This window comes from Bacillus sp. CGMCC 1.16607 (assembly GCF_042683745.1).
GTDB lineage: Bacteria > Bacillota > Bacilli > Bacillales > Cytobacillaceae > Pseudoneobacillus.
In genome coordinates, this window is sequence record NZ_JBHUJX010000012.1 from 94,317 (window position 1) to 113,254 (window position 18,938).

Consider the following 18,938-nt stretch of genomic DNA (forward strand, 5'->3'; position numbering starts at 1 on the left):
TTTTTGAAACATATTCTCACTTTTTTTTGCATACGTTTCTTACTTTATCTGAAAAATAAAATGATACTTCTTCATGACATACTTAATTGACAGCGAGAAAAAGGAGAGAATGTTTTGAAAATTGTTTTGTTTTTGGTCGCACTTGTCATTATATTTTTGTTGGGCTATATCGTAAGTAATAATAAAAAAGAAATTAGAATTAAACCGATCCTAACCATGCTTGTTTTACAATTAGTTTTGGCTTTCATACTTCTTAATACAGAATTCGGGCTCGTCATTATAAAAGGAATATCAAGTCTATTTGGCCATCTTTTGAAATATGCAGCAGAAGGTATTGACTTTGTATTTGGCGGAATTGCCAATGAAGGAACATTCCCATTCTTTTTAAACGTGTTAATGCCAATTGTATTTATTTCTGTGTTAATTGGTATTGCCCAGTACATAAAGGTTCTACCAATTATTATTCGTTATTTAGGTCTAATCTTAAGCAAAGTCAATGGTCTTGGAAAATTAGAGTCATACAATGCTGTGGCATCAGCAGTTTTTGGACAATCTGAAGTGTTTATTTCAGTTAAAAAACAGCTAGCCCACATTCCTGAGCATCGACTTTATACATTGTGTACATCCGCCATGTCAACAGTATCAGCTTCGATATTAGGAGCCTATATGACGATGATCGAGCCGAAATATGTAATCACGGCTCTCGTATTGAATTTATTTGGGGGATTTATGATTGCAAATATCATTAATCCATATAAGGTTTCTCCAGAAGAAGATCTTATTGTAATTCAGGAAGACGAGAAACAATCCTTTTTTGAAATGCTTGGCGAATACATTTTAGACGGATTTAAGGTCGCAATTATCGTTGGGGCTATGTTAATCGGATTCGTTGCTTTAATTAGTATGATCAATCATGTATTTGCAGCTCTTTTTGGAATTAGTTTTCAAGTTGCACTAGGTTATGTTTTTGCACCATTCGCCTTTATCGTTGGAATTCCAGCTGCTGAAGCGGTACAGTCTGGAACAATTATGGCCACCAAGTTGCTGTCAAATGAATTTGTCGCAATGATGGATTTAGGTAAAGTTTCAGATTCTTTATCAAGCAGAACTATAGGGATTGTTTCGGTTTTCCTTGTTTCTTTTGCCAATTTTTCATCCATCGGTATAATTTCTGGGGCTGTGAAAGGTTTAAATGAGAAAAAGGGAAATCAGGTTGCGAAGTTTGGGATAAAATTATTATACGGTGCAACACTAGTAAGCTTACTTGCATCTGCAATTGCCGGGGTCATGATATAGTTTTTTGACTTTATGAATACTAAGAAGTTATAAAGAGTTTATCGATCATTGATCATAAACTCTTTTTTATTGCCCTAGTTCCAATTAATAAGACATATTTTTAATAATGTTCACTACCGATTTCGTGGAAAAAGATCAAAAGTTAGAGTTATCTTAATAATTTTCTGATAATATTAAAAGTAATATTCAATCATATTCCTAAGAGGAAGTAGGAGATGAAATTTCCTGCTTTTACATTTGGAATGCACAGTATTTATTAGAAAATCATCATAATTAAAAGGAGTGATGTATATCATGTATGAGCTAAAAACAAAAGAAACGGATAACAGTGTAATTGAGTTTATTGAATTAGTTGATAACCCTAAAAAACGGGAAGATGCATACAGATTGTTAGACATTTTTACAGAAACGACAGGCTATCAAGCTAAGATGTGGGGACCAAGTATTATTGGATTTGGATCCTACCATTATATATACGAATCAGGCCACGAAGGTAATGCACCACTTGTTGGTTTTTCTCCTCGAAAAGCTAAAATTAGTTTATATTTCGCGACAGGTGACACGAAGAGAGAGGAATTACTAAAGAATTTCGGTAAACATACGTCTGGAAAGGCTTGCGTTTATATTAATAAAGTCGAAGATATTGATATAGAAGTTTTAAAAGAATTAATTAATCAATCTGTAAGTTTTTTGAGAGAAACATATCCTAGTTAATCTTAATTAAACTAACTTATACAAGTTTTATTCGTGATTTGTGTATTTTGGCTTTTTACACTTTGAGATATTAATGTTATATAGTTTCAAGGGGGAATAGTTGTGAAAGTTACTAGAAAAACAAAATTAATCAATCATAAAGAAATTCAATATACACATATAGAAAATGGAAGCTCGGTTATTTGCTTTATGTTTTCTGGTTCAGGCTATACGTATGATAAGCCTTTATTTTATTATTCAACAATGACAATGCTTCAGAACAAGTTTGATATTGTCCATATACACTACTCATACGGGCACGATCTATTTAAGCTTTTTTCAATAACTGATATTACAAAAATGGTTTATGATGATGTCATTCACATTATTAATGAAGTAATTGAAAACAACAAACACGATGATGTAATTTTTTTAGGAAAGTCACTTGGCACCATTCCACTCATCAACGGACTTATGAAAGAAAATACATTTTCAAACTCCAAAATGATTTTGTTCACACCTCTACTAAAATTCGATACCATTTTTGAATCATTATTGAGTAGCCATCATAATGCCCTTGTTGTAATAGGAGACCGGGATCCTCATTATATCCCTGAAAAAATAGAAGCACTATTAGAAATATCAAACATAAAAGTGGTTAATGTTCCAGATGCAGATCATTCTTTAGATATTGAACCTCATCATACTTTACTTTCCTTAAAAGCTTTAGAGGGTGTTATGAGAGAATTGGAAATGTTTGTGATTGGTTAATTCATAAAGAATTTAGGGAGGTTTCTGCATTTGATATATGTAATTAGGCACGGTCAAACCGATTTGAATAAAGAGGGAAGATTGCAAGGTAGAATGGGGCTGCCATTAAACGAAAAGGGTATTGCTCAAGCGGAATATTTAAGAGATCAGCTTAAAACAGTAAAATTTGATTACGTATTTTCCTCACCACAAGAAAGAGCTATTCAAACAGCTGAGATAGCGACAGGGATAAAAGCAGTAATTGATGAAAAACTTGATGTTTTTGATTTAGGAGAGGCTGACGGTTTAAAAAAAGACGAAGTAAAAATAGCTGGAGTTGTGCCTGATTCAAATGTGTATAAAGGAGTGGAAGATATACATAATTATATTCTTAGAGTGTATTCTTTTATGAACGATCTTGAAGTAGAATACAGTGAAAAAGAAGTAAATATTCTATTATCGGGACATCGTTGTACAACGGGGAGTATAGGTGCTTATTTTAATGGTATATCAGTAGATAGAAATATACTAAAATTTTCGTCAAATAATGGGAAATATAGTGAATATCAATTTAATAAGATTCCAGAAAATAATCATATAGATGTATTATAGCTTGAAACACATAAGGTTCATGGTTACGGAGAAATCACTTTTTTCTGAAAAGTGGTCACCATATAGTGCCGTGGTTACCGTGAAACTCCTTACAAAAAAACTGGTTATACAAATAAATCACATGTATTATATAAAAAACAACAGGCATCCACCATTTCTGAAGGACGCCTGTTTTTATACTATACCATTTTTTCAAATTGAATTCGTTTGTTTAGCGCGATCATCACGGGTACACCAACGATCATTACTACAAATTCACTTATGGCAGTCGTTAACCATGTAAAATAAAAAGGCAATCCAAACGCCAAATGGAGTTCTAAAGCGATAAGGAACATGGTAATTGTAAAAACAATCGTATTCACGACCATTCGGAGCCAAATATTTGAAATAAGCTTGCAGCAAGCAATAGTTATCAATAATGAAATGATTGTTTGACCAACACCAAAGATTAAGTCGTAAGCTTTCATTGGTGAAAAGAATAAATTGGTCAAAAATACACCGAGAACAATTCCGTAAATGTACTTTTTATTAAAGACAATCATGTGGTTGAACATTTCGGAAACTCGAAATTGGATTTGGGTAAACCCAAATGGTTGAATGAGCATGGAAACAGCGATATACAATGCTGCGACAATTCCATTCCCAACAAGCGTTTTTACTTTCATTAATAATCTCTCCCTAGTTTTTTTTCGTGGGATGGTTGCGAACCACGTGAAGAAAGTGTTATTTTATCAGTATTTTTGTGTGTTTGTAAATACCTAAGTGTAAAATCATAAAGCAGTAAGAATTGGTGGTAATGTGTAATGTGTTATACTACAATCAAGCGTTATTGTGATAGTGTCCGTTATTCCTACAGGAAAGAGAGCTTAAAGAATTTCGTGAAGGCTGGCATAATCGTCGATAAGGAATATACAGAAATCACGGTAAAGCGTACATGAGTAAGCTTTTTTATTTTGTTTTATCTTAAATAAAGGAAATTCCTATAATTTAAATGAACTCATAATTTGATAGTTTTATTTTAGGAGTGTGTTTGAATTGATTAGAGAATTTAAATTAGAAGAGTTAATCATTGCTTAAAGGTTTCAGTAAATCAAAATCAAATTGATGCAATTGTTTGTTTTGCATTTAATCTTGGAGTACATTTTCTACAAAAGTCCTTCTCCTAAATTACTTAAATAAAAAAACATTTTTTAATCTTGCAACAGAAATTGATCGTTGGAATAAAACTAAAGTTAGGGTGAATTAGTAGTATTTACAGGTCTTTTCAATCGATCAGAGCTGAAAAAGTATTATTTCCTATTCCATTAAAGAGAGATAAATAACTGAATATCTTTTCCTACGAGTTTTACTTTGCAAAATTACAAAAGATATGTAGAATAAAATAAAACTGACCATCCATTTTATTAAGAAAGTATTAATTTTAGATATTGGGGAAGATTATTTTTTTACCATAAATCCCCTTTGGAGGAGACAAAAAATGATATTAGATAATAAAGCAATTCATAATTATTTATTTCAACTAGAACAAGAAGACAAATTTTCTGGAGTAGTATTAATAGCAAGAAATTTTAGAATAGTATTTTCTATGGCTTATGGGTATTCTCATTGGGGAAATAAAGTACTAAACACTACTAATACTATCTTTAATCTTGGTTCAATGGGAAAAATGTTTACTGGGGTAGCTATAGTTAAACTTGCAGAGGAAGGAGAACTTAAGTTTGATGACAGAGTTGAAAAATTTTTACCCAACCTATTGTTAAATGAAGGAAAAATAACTATTCATCAATTATTAACTCATACCTCCGGATGTGATACTTTTTTTAACGAAAAGTATAAAAAATACAGTAATAGAATTAGAACAATTGATGGCTTTTTAAACTTAGTGAACGATTCGCAATCTTTATTTACACCTGGTGAAAAGTTTCATTACAGCAATACAGGTTATTTAATTCTTGGAGCAATTATTGAGAAAATTACAGGACAATCATTTTATGAATACATAAAGAAAAATATTTTTATGAAAGCTAATATGGAAAATACAGATTATTATGAAATGGATCAGGATGTACCGAATTTGGCAAATGGCTATACTGAGTTGAATCAAAATATGACCTATGAACAAGGTTTAAAACGAAATAATATTTTCATGCAAGGACTTAAAGGATCACCGGCTGGTGGCTGCTACTCAACATTAAATGATCTTTCAAAATTCATATATTCTCTAGAAAATCAAGTCCTACTGAACAGGGAACATACTATATTAACTACAGCAGGAAAGGTTATTATAGGAACTAATAAAGCTAACAATTCAATAAGATACGGTTATGGTTTCTTTAATAGAAATATAAATGGAATTATTCATTTTGGACACGGGGGAGACTATCCTGGAGTACATACTGATTTACGATTCTATCCAAACGAAAAATTGTTAACAATAGTTTTATCTAATAATGATATTATCACTGGTAAACCTAGAGTAGAAAAATATTTAGAGGAAGTTATTTTTAATTGAATTTTATTTTAGGTGGTGCATAGAAGTATTCATAAAATTGTTTGTTAAACGCTAATTAGATAATTTTACGATAAGATAAATTGATCTCAAGGACATAGAAATTAATAAAATAAAACTTATAGAAACCGCCTCTTAATTGAAGATGAACTCAAAATTAAACTCATAGATTGGTCAATGAGGAAATTAGAATGGAATTTTTCAGGAAGCGTGATTTAAATCACAAAACAAGAATTGTTTTCACTTTATAATAAAGTAAAAACAATAGTAGGTGAAATTCTTGAACTATACTTTTAAATCACTTTATAACGAAATTGGCGGACAAGAGACAATCAATAAACTAGTAGATGCTTTTTATCCGCGTGTATATGCAGATAAAGATTTAAGACCTCTGTTTGAAGGGGATATAGAGGAAATCAAAAGGAAACAGCGTATGTTTTTACCTCAATTTTTAGGTGGCCCTGCATTATATAGCCAGGAATTCGGACCACCTGCAATGAGAGAACGACATCTTCCTTTTGAAGTGACTCCGAAAAGAGCACAATGCTGGCTCAGATGTATGAAGGAAGCTTTGCAAGAGATCGGTTTATATGATCAACCTGCAGGAATGGCATTTTATGATCGATTAACGCAAGTAGCTGGAATTATGGTGAATAGTCCAGATCAAGAATAAATAAAAAAATCCTCCAAAATATCGGAGGATTTTTTTATTATTCATCAGATTTGATTTGAGAAAAATATTCATCAATAAGTTGATCAAGCTTTTGTAGTTTTGTACTACCGAAAATTTCTTGCCCTGCTCGCAATGATAAAATGGTACTTTCAATTAAATAAACTCGAGGATTTTTTGAATCCACTAGCTCATCTACAATAAAATCGAGTAACTCAACGTACTTACTCTGTTCATTATTTTGGTTTAAAGCTTTCTTTAAGTCATGTACAATTTGAAGTACTTTTTTATGAAAAGCATGATGACAATTCTCTTTATCGGGTAACCACTTTATTAAAAGTTCGGGATTTATTAATTGTTCACCCGAATCAGCTAATCCAGCAACCATTTTTTCCAAACGTCTTACAGTATAACGAATAACATGACCAATATTCATATTTTGTCCATGTGCCATATGAAAAAACTTCAAATTCTCCCGAAGTATTCCCATGAACATTATTGCACAATCTAACAAATAGGGTTTCTTATCTTCCCCGAAGATATCAATGAACCGTTGATACAACCATCGAATATTTTTCATTTTTCCAAGTTCAATAAATTGTTTAAGCTCTGCATCATTGGAAGCTATAACCTCTTCGAAAAGGGAGATTAATTTATTTTCACGATTGGACCTCATTTGTAACTCAATTTGCTTAATAAATATTTCAATATCGGATCGATCGTGACCAATTAATAATTCATTTCGTTTTTTTTCCAAAGTACCATAGGTGGATTTAAAAATAGCAATTAATAATTCATTCTTTGAAGAAAAATAATTGTAAAATGTACCTTTAGAAATTCCACTAAAGTCTAATATATCCTGAATGGAAGTGGCTTGAAATCCTTTGTCGATAAATAATTGATGAGCCATTTTGACAACATGTTTCTTTCTGTCATTCATAAAATCACCTTTGATTCATATTGTACTACCTGTATAAAATAATAGTAACTTATAATGAATATCATTTCAAACCCTAAAATAGTTAAGATTTTTTTATTGCAAATTTTGTACTAGGAGTATATTATATTGAAGTATGAAATATGGGTATAAAAAAATGAACAATAAGTTTAGAGGGGGAAAACAATGGATCACTCAAAAAAAGAGACAAATCGTCCACCGTATGGGATACTCTCTGTCCTAATGATCGGAGCATTTATAACTTTTTTGAATAATACGTTATTAAATATCGCGCTACCTTCGATAATGGAGGACTTAAAGGTTGAAGCATCCACCGTACAGTGGTTGGCAACTGGATTTATGTTAGTAAATGGAATTTTGATTCCAACGACAGCTTTTCTAATTCAAAAATTCTCGGTAAGACACTTATTTATAGCGGCGATGGGATTGTTTACAGTTGGAACGATTCTTGCTGGTTTTGCCCATGCATTTCCACTTTTATTAGCAGGTCGAATGACACAAGCAGCTGGTTCAGCTATTCTAATGCCTTTGCTAATGAATGTAATGTTAATCAGCTTTCCTGTAGAAAAAAGGGGAGCAGCAATGGGAATCTTCGGTCTTGTTCTGATGGGTGCACCAGCGATTGGTCCGACATTATCTGGTTGGATTGTGGAACATTATGATTGGAGAATGCTTTTCCACTTTGTTACACCAATAGCAGCTGCTGTACTTCTAACTGGTTTCTTCTTACTTAAAGATAAGAAAGAAAAAGTCGATATTCGTTTAGATTTTTTATCCGTGTTATTATCAAGTGTCGGTTTTGGTGGTTTATTATACGGATTTAGTTCTGCTGGGAAAAAGGGCTGGGATAGCCCCGAAGTATATGTAACTATAATTGTAGGGGTTCTATCCTTAGCTACATTTATAATTAGACAATTGAAGCAAGAAAAACCAATGCTTAACTTTACCATTTTTAAATTCCCAATGTATGCCTTATCTGCAACTATTTCAATGGTTGTGACGATGGCGATGTTCTCGGGAATGTTACTGATGCCGATTTATGTTCAAACGATCCGAGGAATTTCGCCTATGGATGCTGGGTTAATGATGCTACCTGGGGCTATTTTAATGGCTATTATGTCTCCAATTACAGGGAAATTATTTGATAAAATTGGTGGACGAATATTAGCGGTTATTGGATTAACGATTACTGTCATCACAAGCTATTTATTCAGTAAGCTTTCACTGGATACAACATATACCCAATTAATTATCTTGTACACGGTACGTATGTTCGGGATGTCAATGGTTATGATGCCTGTTTCAACAAATGGATTAAATCAGTTACCACCAAGATTTTATCCACACGGAACAGCAATGAACAATACACTACAGCAAGTATCTGGTGCAATTGGTACCGCATTATTGGTAACGATTATGTCTAATCGTACAGAATCTACTGCAAAAGAATTGGCAGCTGATGCAATGAAAGCTGCGGCAGGGCAACCAGCACCAACTCCTGAAGTTGTTGCTACAATGAAACAACAAATTATGATGAAAGCAATGCTAGACGGAATCAATTTTGCATTCTTTGTCTCTGTCTTTATTGCCGCACTTGCATTATTCCTTGCTTTATTTATTAAACGAGCAAAACAGGCAGAAGATAAGCCTTCTGGAAATGCTGTTCAAAATAAATTGGCTGAAAATTAAACTCGAAAAAGGGAAGCGATCATCTGTAAGTGATTGTTTTTCTTTGATAAAAAAGCCTTCAGATTTAATAACTAATCTGAAGGCTTTTTATTATTATTTATAGCTCATTGGAATTCTTAATTGTCCAACTAAAGTACCATCTCTGTTGTAAGCAAGGAACGTTCCTTCGTTGTATAAGGAAAAGTTTTCAATTTCATTTTTCTCTTTTTGCAAGGCATAATAATTTTGTCCACGGTGGATGAGCTCATAATCAATATCACCATCTGTTGACTGAAGACGGAGGACAACTCGATCAACTTCGCCACAATTTTCATTAATGTACGTATTCATGTAAAAGTCTGAGCTAGTCACTTCAAGTTTTGGAGAAGTAAACACATAGCCAGATTGCGAACAAACAGGATAGGACACACCGCATGTTACATCATAAAGAATGGATTGATAGGCAATGCTAATATCCGTATTTTTTTCTGCTTGATAATATTTTCCGCCAGTTTCGCTTGCCATTTTTAGTAATAGTGACTCGTTTAATTGTTTGGTGTCACCAAGTCCGATAGTAAAAATTTTGATACCTTTACTCTTGGCTAAATTCATCATGTCTGTCGCTTTTCGTTCACTTGATTTACCATCAGTTAATAGTATGGCTACTTTTTGACTTGAAGTGGAGTTGGTGAATTTTGTAAATGCTTGCTCCAGCCCTTCACCGATATTCGTCCCGCCTGACTGAAAGACGTTATCAAATGAGTAAGACACTGAGTTTACTGAGCCAGGATTCCCGAGCATATAACCTCTTTCATTAAAATGAGAACCAATGTTAAAGTTTGCATTTATCGTATTAATCAACTCTTTTGATTTGGAAACACGTAACCGCTCCGGATCATTTCGTTTCATACTTCCTGAAGAATCGATAATGAAAGCAACTTCCAGTTCTCCTCTTTGGCAAGTAGCTGGTGAAAGCCTTGGATCGTAAATTACGTTAGTATAAAAAGTCTTATTTAAAACAGATGATATCTCTGAATTATAACGTGAATCTGATTGAATAATTTCTGCTGAAATCTCATCGTTTACTTGATAAGAGGTTGAAAGGGGAGACACACTTGTTGATGCTACACCATTATAAAAATAGGCTTCTTGAGTGCCTAAAATAGCTCCCTTTGCCGAGCGGAAACGTACTTTTCCATTATAATCCCAAATGGTTTGCCCTCCTGGACGTACGATTTTCGCTGTTACTGTAGTTTGTCCATTTGGAGATAAATTTTTATTACCTACTTCTAATCGAAGCTCTGCTTGCGGCTCATAGGTTAACTCAATGGTAACTGGTTTTTGGTAACAAGACATATTTAAATTGCTTTGATAGTTTAATTGGAAAGAAATCGTATCCTGTACAACAGTATTTGATGCTGGAGCCGTTACTTTTATAGTTAACTCAGGACCGTCCGTCTGAGTGATCGCACTATATGCATAAGAAACTTCAGCTGCTTTTTGGTAAATAATTTCTGAACCGATGGGGCTAGGTTGTTCCAAAACAATTACTTTGAAAGTCTTGGTGCTGGAAGCTTCGTTTTTAATGATTGTTGCTGTTAGGTTAACCATCGCATTACCTAAACCAAATTTCGGGCGGGTTACTGTCCCATTTGCTGCAATTGCAATATTGTCAGAGTACCAGCTAATTACTGTACTGTTAGCACCTGTTGTGGGCAAAGTAATATTTTGCGTCACACCAGCTTCTGAATCACCAGCAGCATAAATGATAGATAGTTGATCCTTTGCGGAAGATACTGCCTCCGCATCGTTTTGCACTTGTTTTAAGACCACTACTAGAAATGACTTTGTATCTGTAACTCCATTTTTTCTAATTGTTGCTGTCAAAGTAACCAATGAATTACCCGCTGAGTATATCGGGCGGGTGACAATTCCGTTAGCAGCAACTGCTATATTGTCAGAATACCAACTGATTACTGTCCCATTTGCGCCTGATGTTGGTAATGTGACATTTTGAGTTACTCCTGCTGCTGAATCACCTGTTGCGTAAATAACATTCAATTGTGATTTCGCAAGTGCTACAGCCTCTGAATCGTTTTGTACTTGACTTAAGACTACTAAGATAAATGTTTTAGTGTCATATATTCCATTTTTACTGATTGTTGCTGTTAAAGTAACGATCGCATTACCTTCTGTGAATGTTGGTCGAGTTACTATTCCGTTTGATGCAATTGATTTGTTATTCGAATACCATGTGATTACTGTTCCGTTTGCACCAAAGGTGGGTAATGTGACGTTTTGTGTTACACCTGTAGCTGATTCTCCAATTGCGTAGATGACATTCAATTGCGATTTAGCAAAAGCCACAGCGTCATTTCCATTTTCGTAATTTTCTACACTGATTCTAGCTCCTCTTTTTGAAGATGCAGTAAATACAAGCGATTGATCATATGGAATCGGATTCCCATAACAGTCTTGGAGATTCAATGTCATAAATGTGGAGTCGACTCCATTGGCAATTAATTTAGGCTTTTCGATATCAAGATCCTTTAGTCGGGAATCAATTGGTTTTGCCCCAACTGGTGGTTTTGTTTGCGGCAAAGTCTCATTAGGAGGAAATGTTGCCGAATCTTCGCCTAAGAAATTAATCGGTAAAGGATATTTTTGATTATCTTGGCCTGCAGAAGTGTTCAATAAACCAACCATCTTACATGTCCCACGTTTTGACAGCTGATTTAAAAAGACAACGGCTTCAGCTCGACTTAAAGAACGATCCACGCCATAATCCTGATAATCTTTCTTACCTGTCATCCCATTGGATAAATTTTTGATATACATGTATTGAACAGCATGGGGCATCGTTAAATCAAGACCATTAAAAGCAGCGACAATTCGGGCCACATCTCCTCTTTTAATCGGTTCATCACGAAGTTTACTATTTATGAAACCGGGAAGAGGGATATTTTTCCCTTTTAAATAACGATAATTGGCAGATGCTCCTCCAGTTACATTCTTCTTATTTACATCACAATCATAACGAATCAACATTGTGATAAATTCTGCTTCTGTTAAAATTCGGCTTGGAGCAAAAGTACCGTCAGAATTTCCTTTCACAATTCCTTTTTTGAAAGCCCATTCAATGGAAGAGTAAGCCCAATGGTCAATGTTTACATCTTTATACCTACTCGCCGCACTACTAGGAGAGGGGAGCGAGGTTAACATTAACATCAAAATAAGTAGAAGGGAAACCGACCTTCTTTTTTGAAAAACAGTCATATCAGTACGTCCTTTCATTAATTAAAAAAGTAACATATCATCTCGGTAGTTTTGTTTCAAATCTTCTTCTAAGAAGTTAAGGAAACGAGTAATAAGTGTGGATGCTTCCGCCCTAGTCATATTTTTATTTGGATTAAAACGATTATTTCCGTCACCTGTCACTAAGCCAATTTCTGTTGCTACATACACACTGTCTTTAGCCCAATTAGGTAAGGAGGAGTTATCAGCGTATTTCGTTTGATATCCGGGAGCTGGTGCACGTCCTTCTAAGCCTAAAGCTCGGACAAGAATAGTCACCGCTTGAGCACGAGTAAGCGAGCTCTTTGGTAAAAATTTATTTTCTGTTGCGCCTTTCACAATTCCTTTTTGGTAGGCACTTTCAATGTATAAGTAATCGGGATCTTTCACATCTAGATCTGAAAAAATTGCCTTTTTAGCTGTTTTCTGATTTTTTGGTTGTTCGAGCACTCGAATATCTGCTGCCTTTAACACTCCAACAGTAAAATCATAGCGATTCATTGGTGTACCTGGAGAAAAAAATTGACTCGCTTCATTAAATACTCCAAGGGAATACAAACGTTCTATATCGTCTTTTGCCCAATGTTTCGTTAAATCACGAAATTTAGGAACAATAAGACGGTCAATTGTTGGAACCTTTTCCTGTGAAAGGGTAAGGTTACCTTTCTTCGATGTGCCATATGGGATATCGTACGTATATTCCGCAATCATATTTTGTTGACTAATAAGTGCATGTCCACCTGTAAAACTTGATAGGTTAGGATCATTGGGTTCATATTTAAGAAATTTATTTTTGCTGTCTGATACTTTGCTAGTTACTAGTGCTTTTCCAAGTTTAGAAGTAATTTCGAAATCAATAATCTGTGTTTCGGTAGCACCCCAGAAGTTTTCATACCCCAGATTACGGCCACTGAATTGTACCGTAATCAACTCGTTCGTATTAGTTTTATAGATTTTTCGACCGACAAGATTACCAGAATAATAGTCAGAAGCAGGGCGGTTATCAGCAACTGCTCCTTGTGAAAATTGGTAATCATCTAATGAATATGAAGCTTTTCCTATCGTAATCTTTTCAGAATAGCTTTTAATAATCGTTTGTGAAGTGGTTTGCCCTTTGTCTAATCGTTTGTCTAATGTCGATTCGTAGACAACACTACGTGTAAGTTTATTTGCTACATTATCTTTATCTGCTAAAGTGAATTTATATGTTTTCGTTAACTTATCATTTTGTTCACGTTCTGTCACGGTTGCTTTTCCACTAAATAAAATAGGTTTATCCGTTAAAAAGAAATATTCTTCATAGGTGTATTCATTTAGAACACCGCCATTATAATCTGGCGGAATTGCCTGAGCAGTAGGAAGAATCGTGAAATATGAAATAATTAAAAAAACGATGATGACAGAAAAGTATTTTGAAAGTCTAGAAGTTAATTTAGTCATATGCAATCCTTTCTTGTTACTATTTATTTTCGATTTATTAATTTACAAACAGAATCCGTCCTTTTACTTTGGATTCATGTAGCATAAAAATGCGATCGCCTTCTTTTAATTCCTGTGCGGAAATAATTTTTCCATCACGAATGATTGTCGTTTGATCGATATTCATACTTGAAATATTTCCAGCTTCTTCCCAAGCACCTTGCTGCCATTGGCTTACATTACGAACTTTAATGATACTTGGTATACCTTTAACCACTTTTGAAAAACCTTCAATTCTCCCTACAGAAACTATTTGTGCGAGTGGAGTTTTTGAATCAATGAAATGAATTCCGACAATTTCATTGTTTTTCACATAAAAGTAACCATATTTCCCCACATATTCTTTCATTTCGACTCTAGGAACGACTGTTAATACACTTGGTCCTGAGTCCCTTACTGTAACGGTGTCGTTACTAAATGAAAGTCTTATTTGTGATGTGTTTTGCCAATAATTGTTCACTAACACTTTCGTATTATTCACGTAAAGCTGATAGTCGTTAGTGGAACTAATTTGACCGAAAAGAATCGAATGGTTTGCTAAATTAGGACTTTGGAATCCGTCATTTGTAATATGTATAACATTGGCAAATTGACTTTTTTCTGTACCATCTGTGATCACAAAGGCAGTGCCAGCAGCAAGCAAACTATTAGAATCTACTATTCTGCCATTTCTAATGAGGATAGTTCCGTTATGATACTTCATTTGCCCGGAATTTTTTAATCCTAAAAGTTTATCAGATGGCTTCACTAAAGTCATAGGTTCATAAAACGTTCGTTCATTGCTTTTTTTGATGATGATTTTATCAATGACTTCTTTACCTAATTTATTAATGGTGACGAAATACACTTCATTGTTTTTGTAATTTCGTAGTCGATCACGCTTAATTGGTTGGTCACCGACATATATAGGTGTTTTAGTAGAGTAAGTATAACTATTGTGTACAGTTGAAGTATTTGCTTTCCATTTCCAATCTTGAAACACTTTTTCATTTTTTATGATCAATTTATTTTGTACGGAATCAATTTGATAAATCGTCCCTTTGTATAGATGTTCCACCCTAATTCCTTGGGTATTAACCTCGACAGTACTTATATAGTTGGAATCATACTCATTAAAGGTAAATTTCACGCGGTCTCCTTCGTATAACACACTTAAATCTACTAAGGTAGTACCCTTGAAAATTTCTGTTTCTTCATTAATATAGTAGGTTTGAGATTGCCCATTTTCAAGCCTGATGGAAAGATATGTACCGTTTGGATCAATATGATTTAACGTCCCTGTAACTACACGCTCCCCTTCTTCGATTTCTCCAGGGTTTTCACCTGATTGACCACGTAAAGCAATCGCTTTTTTTCCATTTACATCCACTTCAATTTTCATCCCATATTTGAACGCATCGATGATGGTAGGGATGGTATCGACAGTTAATTTCGGATTTTCATCCATATCAAAAGTCATTGTTTTCCCTTGATCGTTTTTAATGGTAATACTTTTTAACCGTTTCTCTGTTACTTTATCGTCGATTTGCACCTCTTTGTAAGTTGCTTCAATGAAGGTGCCTTTTATGACCGAATTAGCTTCTGCTGGATTTGTCATCAATACACCTAAAAGTAGAAATAAAATGATAATTATTAAAAAAAAGCTGTTTTTTAACACATATAACCCCTCCTATATAAACTTGATTCCAAGGATCATCAAAATTGGTTTATAGGTTTTATATCGTACAATAGTAGATAAAAGTTAAGTATTTATTGAATTTCTGCGGTGTTTTCATATCTCCCTTCAATGTGATAATGAATCTTGATCGTATCGGATACACTAATTGTATACTATTTTAAAGGTGGAAGGGGAAAAGGGATGTCAGATTTTTGCCCAGTACTTTGGCCAGAGGAGCCAACCCCAGATCATTTAAAAACATGCGGTGACTGTGGACTTGATCAGCATGGATCTCGGATGGTGTGGGGAGAAGGAAATCCAAATGCACCGATTATGGTTATTCTTGATAATCCTGGAGCCCGAGAAGACCGTGAAGGAAACTCAATTCTTTGTGGGACACGGCAAGCTTTACAACAAGCCGCAAGTTATGCTGGTTTCACAAGGGATGATCTCTACGTCACCTATATTTTAAAACGAAGGCCAGTTAGAGCATACGATAAGGAAAGAGTGCGCCAAATCTGTATGGGCCATTTAGACCAACAACTTGCGGACAAGCAGCCATCTTTTATCCTATGTTTAGGGAATGTTGCGGTTCAATCTTTTTTTCAAAACACTGAAGCAGAGGTAAAAACATTACGTGGCAAGGTTCACCATATAAAAGGTTATCGAACTGCCGTCGCTTATCATCCTTTAGCTGTAAGACGTCGTCCCAACTTATGGACTACTTTTCAGGAAGATTGGAAATTTGTCGCGAATCAGTACCAACTTAAATAATACAATTTTAAATTCATCCATGTAGCAGGAGGAAATCAATGCTTTCAAATCAAGCAAAATCCATTTTAAAAGATAAGATTCAATTGATCCACAATGAAAAAGCAATCTATTTAGTTGGTCCAATCAAATTACCGGTTAATTTATACGGTGAAACAAAGGTGTTTCAATGGTATTGTTGGTTACGTTGTGATGAAGTAACTGACAATATAGAACGGATTATTGAAAAATTGTCCTCCGTAAATTTAGCAGAAATGCAGCAATCAAGTGTATTGGTTTACGGAGATTTCGCGCATGAGGAGAATGCTTTTATAAGAATGCATAGCATTTGCCACACAGGCGATATTTTTGGTAGCAAACGCTGTGATTGTGGCTATCAATTGAAGCAATCGATGAAAATGATTACCGAGTATGGGGTAGGAGCGCTGTTTTATTTAGCAAATCATGAAGGAAGGGGAATAGGCTTATTTAGTAAAGCAATGGCTTATGTTTTACAGGAGGAAGGTTTAGATACTGTGGAAGCAAATCTTGCATTAGGATTTGTCGATGACTCACGAAATTACGAAGATGCGATTGGTGTGTTGAAAAAACTTCGCTCGAAGCCAGTAACTTTAATTACTAATAATCCAAAGAAATTAAAAGCTCTACAGGACGCAGGTTTAAATGTTTCAAGCCGCGAACCGCTATGGGGAGATAAATCGGTGTACAATGAAAAGTATCTCCAAACGAAAATTAAACGATCTGGTCATTTTGAAGGGGAACAGTCGGATGAAAGGTAGGTAGGGTAGATGTATACCCTATATTTGAAGCTGAGTAATGGAAAATTGGCAGGTGGGAAGAAATGAACAAACAAGTTGATGTTTGTATTGTAGGTGGAGGACCTGGGGGAGCACTATTGGCTTTCTTATTAGCCAAACAGAATATATCAACAATCCTTTTGGAAAGACATGAAGGAATTGATAAGGAATTTCGAGGCGAACACTTAAATGAAGTGGGAGAACAAATATTTAAAAAATATAATTTGTACGAAAAAATAAAAGACCTCGGATTACTTCTAATGAAGAGAATTGAATATTGGGAACAGGGGGAAATAATTAAAATTGTCACTCCTGAAGCAGGGAATGAGCATGTTGGAATCCATGTTCCACAGAATCATTTGCTAAGCGTTATTTATAATGAGTCAGCTAAACTGGAATCCTATCAATCGATGCTTGGAACAAAAGTAATTGAATTGATTCAGGATGAAAAAGGTAAGTATATAGGTGTTAAAGCCCTTAAGAATGATGAAGTGATCACGATCTATAGTTCTGTAATAATTGGAGCGGATGGACGATTTTCTACTGTAAGGAAATTAGCTAATATTTCAACTACAATTATTCAACATGGATATGATTTACTCTGGGCAAAAATTCGTAGTCCGGAAAACTGGGAGCCAACAATACGGTTTGCGTTGGTTGAAGGAAATCAATTAGCATTATTTACTCAAACAGGTGGTTATATTCAAATAGGGTGGAATATTGAAGAAGATTCCTATTCAAGTCTAAAGAAAGAGCCATATGAACCATTTATTAAACAACTTATATCAGCATTTCCAGAGTTATCCGACACCATTCGTCAACATATTCTTTCTTGTAAAGATTTTGTACTGTTAAAAGTTCAAAGTTGTCGATGTGAAACTTGGGTGAAAGATGGATTAATCATTATGGGTGACGCTGCGCATACGATGAGTCCAACTGGTGCGATTGGAGTAAATAGCGCTCTAAAAGATGCAGATGTTCTTGTTGAAATTTTAAAAAATGCTATTCAAAATAATGATTTTAGTATGAAACAACTAAAAACTTTCGAATACATACGGCGAGAACCGATTGAAAAATTGCAGCAAGAACAGCTAAAACGTGAAGCTTCGTTCTATGAGAATTTTAAATGATAATTATTAAAAAGATAGAGACACATTCTACAGAATGAACCTCTATCTTTTTTTTTAATATTTCTCAATCTGTTCAGCCAGATAAATACTTAATTTTCTTCTATCTTTACGTAGCTTCATGCGATCTTGAGCAGAGTCGAATAAGTATTTTTCTTCTTCTGTTTCGGGATACACGGATGGAACTTTTTTCGTTTTACCATGTTCATCTAAAGAAACAAAGGTGATGAAGCTTGTGGCTGCTACTTTTGTTTCTCCAGTAATAAGATGTTCTGCTATTACCTTAACAAATACTTCCATAGAACTACTACCTGTATATGTAACGAAGGATTCCAAATGGACGGCATCAGTTGGACGTATCGGATGCAAGAAATCAACTGAATCCATGGATGCAGTGACACATTCAGAACGGCAATGTTTTGCTGCCGAAATGGAAGCAACCACATCGATGGATGCCATCAATTTTCCACCAAACAATGTTTGATGGTTATTTGTATCTGGAGGCAACACTCTGTTTGTTTGAAACACTCTTGATTCTGAACATGGTTTACTCATTGTCATAATTTAATCCTCTTTTCTTTGTTTAGGTCGATAATATTATATTATACACAATTCAATTGTATCGAAAAAAACTTAAAGCAAATGGTAAATACGCCT

18 protein-coding genes and 1 riboswitch are annotated in these 18,938 nt (G+C 34.4%); of the genes, 12 read left to right on the forward strand and 6 right to left on the reverse strand.

Annotation, left to right across the window (positions count from 1 at the left end):
* Positions 1–114 precede the first annotated feature (114 nt).
* The 4 genes from ACFSO7_RS07670 (at position 115) to ACFSO7_RS07685 (ending at position 3,351) form a co-directional block, all read left to right on the forward strand.
* A complete protein-coding gene (locus tag ACFSO7_RS07670) occupies positions 115–1,296 on the forward strand; it encodes a NupC/NupG family nucleoside CNT transporter (RefSeq protein WP_377876717.1) in 1,182 nt (393 codons plus the stop codon).
* A 294-nt stretch (positions 1,297–1,590) separates the two neighbouring features.
* Positions 1,591–2,010, forward strand: coding sequence for a DUF1801 domain-containing protein (locus ACFSO7_RS07675; protein WP_377876718.1), 420 nt, complete (start codon positions 1,591–1,593; stop codon positions 2,008–2,010).
* 102 nt (positions 2,011–2,112) lie between these two features.
* Positions 2,113–2,760, forward strand: a complete 648-nt coding sequence (locus tag ACFSO7_RS07680) for an alpha/beta hydrolase (protein ID WP_377876719.1) — start codon at positions 2,113–2,115, stop codon at positions 2,758–2,760.
* Between the two features lie 30 nt (positions 2,761–2,790).
* Entirely contained in the window at positions 2,791–3,351 is a 561-nt protein-coding gene (locus tag ACFSO7_RS07685; RefSeq protein ID WP_377876720.1) for a histidine phosphatase family protein, read from the forward strand.
* 179 nt (positions 3,352–3,530) lie between these two features.
* On the opposite strand, the gene ACFSO7_RS07690 is transcribed toward ACFSO7_RS07685, so the two are convergent.
* Positions 3,531–4,016: a QueT transporter family protein gene (locus tag ACFSO7_RS07690; RefSeq protein ID WP_377876721.1), complete on the reverse strand. Its 486-nt coding sequence runs from the start codon at positions 4,014–4,016 to the stop codon at positions 3,531–3,533.
* Positions 4,017–4,023: 7 nt separating this feature from the next.
* A riboswitch (PreQ1 riboswitch) is annotated at positions 4,024–4,068 on the reverse strand.
* Between the two features lie 86 nt (positions 4,069–4,154).
* On the opposite strand from ACFSO7_RS07690, the gene ACFSO7_RS07695 reads away from it, so the two are divergent.
* The 4 genes from ACFSO7_RS07695 to ACFSO7_RS07710 all read left to right on the forward strand — a co-directional run bounded on the left by ACFSO7_RS07695 (position 4,155) and on the right by ACFSO7_RS07710 (position 6,533).
* Positions 4,155–4,289 carry an XkdX family protein gene (locus ACFSO7_RS07695; protein WP_377876722.1) on the forward strand — a complete coding sequence of 45 codons (135 nt, stop codon included), beginning with the start codon at positions 4,155–4,157 and terminating at the stop codon, positions 4,287–4,289.
* Positions 4,290–4,403: 114 nt separating this feature from the next.
* A complete protein-coding gene (locus ACFSO7_RS07700; protein WP_377876964.1) occupies positions 4,404–4,517 on the forward strand; it encodes a glycoside hydrolase family protein in 114 nt (37 codons plus the stop codon).
* Between the two features lie 311 nt (positions 4,518–4,828).
* On the forward strand, positions 4,829–5,863 hold the full coding sequence (locus ACFSO7_RS07705) for a serine hydrolase domain-containing protein (protein WP_377876723.1): 1,035 nt from the start codon (positions 4,829–4,831) through the stop codon (positions 5,861–5,863).
* Positions 5,864–6,140: 277 nt separating this feature from the next.
* A complete protein-coding gene (locus ACFSO7_RS07710) occupies positions 6,141–6,533 on the forward strand; it encodes a globin domain-containing protein (RefSeq protein ID WP_377876725.1) in 393 nt (130 codons plus the stop codon).
* A gap of 37 nt (positions 6,534–6,570) precedes the next feature.
* On the opposite strand, the gene ACFSO7_RS07715 is transcribed toward ACFSO7_RS07710, so the two are convergent.
* Entirely contained in the window at positions 6,571–7,470 is a 900-nt protein-coding gene (locus ACFSO7_RS07715) for a TetR/AcrR family transcriptional regulator (RefSeq protein ID WP_377876726.1), read from the reverse strand.
* A 183-nt stretch (positions 7,471–7,653) separates the two neighbouring features.
* On the opposite strand from ACFSO7_RS07715, the gene ACFSO7_RS07720 reads away from it, so the two are divergent.
* On the forward strand, positions 7,654–9,177 hold the full coding sequence (locus tag ACFSO7_RS07720; protein ID WP_377876727.1) for a DHA2 family efflux MFS transporter permease subunit: 1,524 nt from the start codon (positions 7,654–7,656) through the stop codon (positions 9,175–9,177).
* Positions 9,178–9,270: 93 nt separating this feature from the next.
* On the opposite strand, the gene ACFSO7_RS07725 is transcribed toward ACFSO7_RS07720, so the two are convergent.
* The 3 genes from ACFSO7_RS07725 to ACFSO7_RS07735 are packed head-to-tail and all read right to left on the reverse strand — an operon-like array spanning position 9,271 to position 15,586.
* Entirely contained in the window at positions 9,271–12,432 is a 3,162-nt protein-coding gene (locus ACFSO7_RS07725) for an immunoglobulin-like domain-containing protein (protein WP_377876728.1), read from the reverse strand.
* A gap of 21 nt (positions 12,433–12,453) precedes the next feature.
* Entirely contained in the window at positions 12,454–13,890 is a 1,437-nt protein-coding gene (locus tag ACFSO7_RS07730) for an S-layer homology domain-containing protein (protein WP_377876729.1), read from the reverse strand.
* A 37-nt stretch (positions 13,891–13,927) separates the two neighbouring features.
* The gene (locus ACFSO7_RS07735; protein ID WP_377876730.1) at positions 13,928–15,586 is read right to left on the reverse strand and encodes a hypothetical protein; all 1,659 of its coding nucleotides are present in this window, start codon (positions 15,584–15,586) and stop codon (positions 13,928–13,930) included.
* A 201-nt stretch (positions 15,587–15,787) separates the two neighbouring features.
* Between ACFSO7_RS07735 and ACFSO7_RS07740 the strand changes: the two genes are divergently transcribed.
* The 3 genes from ACFSO7_RS07740 (at position 15,788) to ACFSO7_RS07750 (ending at position 18,284) form a co-directional block, all read left to right on the forward strand.
* Entirely contained in the window at positions 15,788–16,360 is a 573-nt protein-coding gene (locus ACFSO7_RS07740; RefSeq protein WP_377876731.1) for a uracil-DNA glycosylase, read from the forward strand.
* 38 nt (positions 16,361–16,398) lie between these two features.
* A complete protein-coding gene (locus ACFSO7_RS07745) occupies positions 16,399–17,136 on the forward strand; it encodes a GTP cyclohydrolase II (RefSeq protein ID WP_377876732.1) in 738 nt (245 codons plus the stop codon).
* A gap of 62 nt (positions 17,137–17,198) precedes the next feature.
* On the forward strand, positions 17,199–18,284 hold the full coding sequence (locus ACFSO7_RS07750; protein ID WP_377876733.1) for an FAD-dependent monooxygenase: 1,086 nt from the start codon (positions 17,199–17,201) through the stop codon (positions 18,282–18,284).
* A 54-nt stretch (positions 18,285–18,338) separates the two neighbouring features.
* On the opposite strand, the gene ACFSO7_RS07755 is transcribed toward ACFSO7_RS07750, so the two are convergent.
* Positions 18,339–18,842 (reverse strand): acyl-CoA thioesterase, encoded by a 504-nt coding sequence (locus ACFSO7_RS07755; protein ID WP_377876734.1) that lies wholly within the window; start codon positions 18,840–18,842, stop codon positions 18,339–18,341.
* Between the last annotated feature and the right edge of the window lie 96 nt (positions 18,843–18,938).